This window comes from Ferdinandcohnia sp. SAFN-114 (genome assembly GCF_059415045.1).
The window spans coordinates 1-524 of record NZ_JBPFDQ010000224.1 but is presented as its reverse complement, the minus strand read 5'-3'; the positions used below and the strand labels follow the sequence as shown (position 1 = coordinate 524).

Sequence of the window (524 nt, the reverse complement as noted above, 5' to 3'; positions counted from 1 at the left end):
AAAAGAAAAGAGTCATTTTATTCCTTTTTGTCAACAATGTTTAACGACCAAGTAAAACATTGAAAAGAGGAATAAAAATGACTCAAATACAGTTTAACCTAGATATTGATGTTTTAAAAGAATCAGTAATGAATTCTGATATTGACTCCGTTATTAAAGCTTCGATTGTTCTTGTTTTAAATTCTGTGATGGAGAAAGAACGTGATGACTTTCTTCAAGTTGGATCTTATGAACGTTCTACTGACCGATTTGATTCTCGAAATGGTTACTATGAGCGAGAGCTCATTATGAGTATTGGTAGGGTGAATCTCAGAGTTCCTCGTACTCGCAATGGGGGATTTTCACCTTCCTTGTTTGAAAAATATGCACGTTGTGACCAAGCATTTGTGCTTTCAATGCTCGAAATGGTTATAAACGGTGTGTCTACTCGTAAAGTAAAGAATATTGTCCAACAACTTTGTGGAGAAAGTGTTTCGAAGTCTTTTGTTTCTTCTCTTACGGAACAACTCGACCCAATTGTTCAA

1 protein-coding gene is annotated in these 524 nt (G+C 35.1%); it reads left to right on the top strand.

Going from position 1 to position 524, the window contains the following annotated elements:
- Nucleotides 1-77 precede the first annotated feature (77 nt).
- A partial coding sequence (locus ACR65M_RS27030; protein WP_440274963.1) for a transposase occupies nt 78-524 on the top strand: 447 nt, incomplete at its 3' end.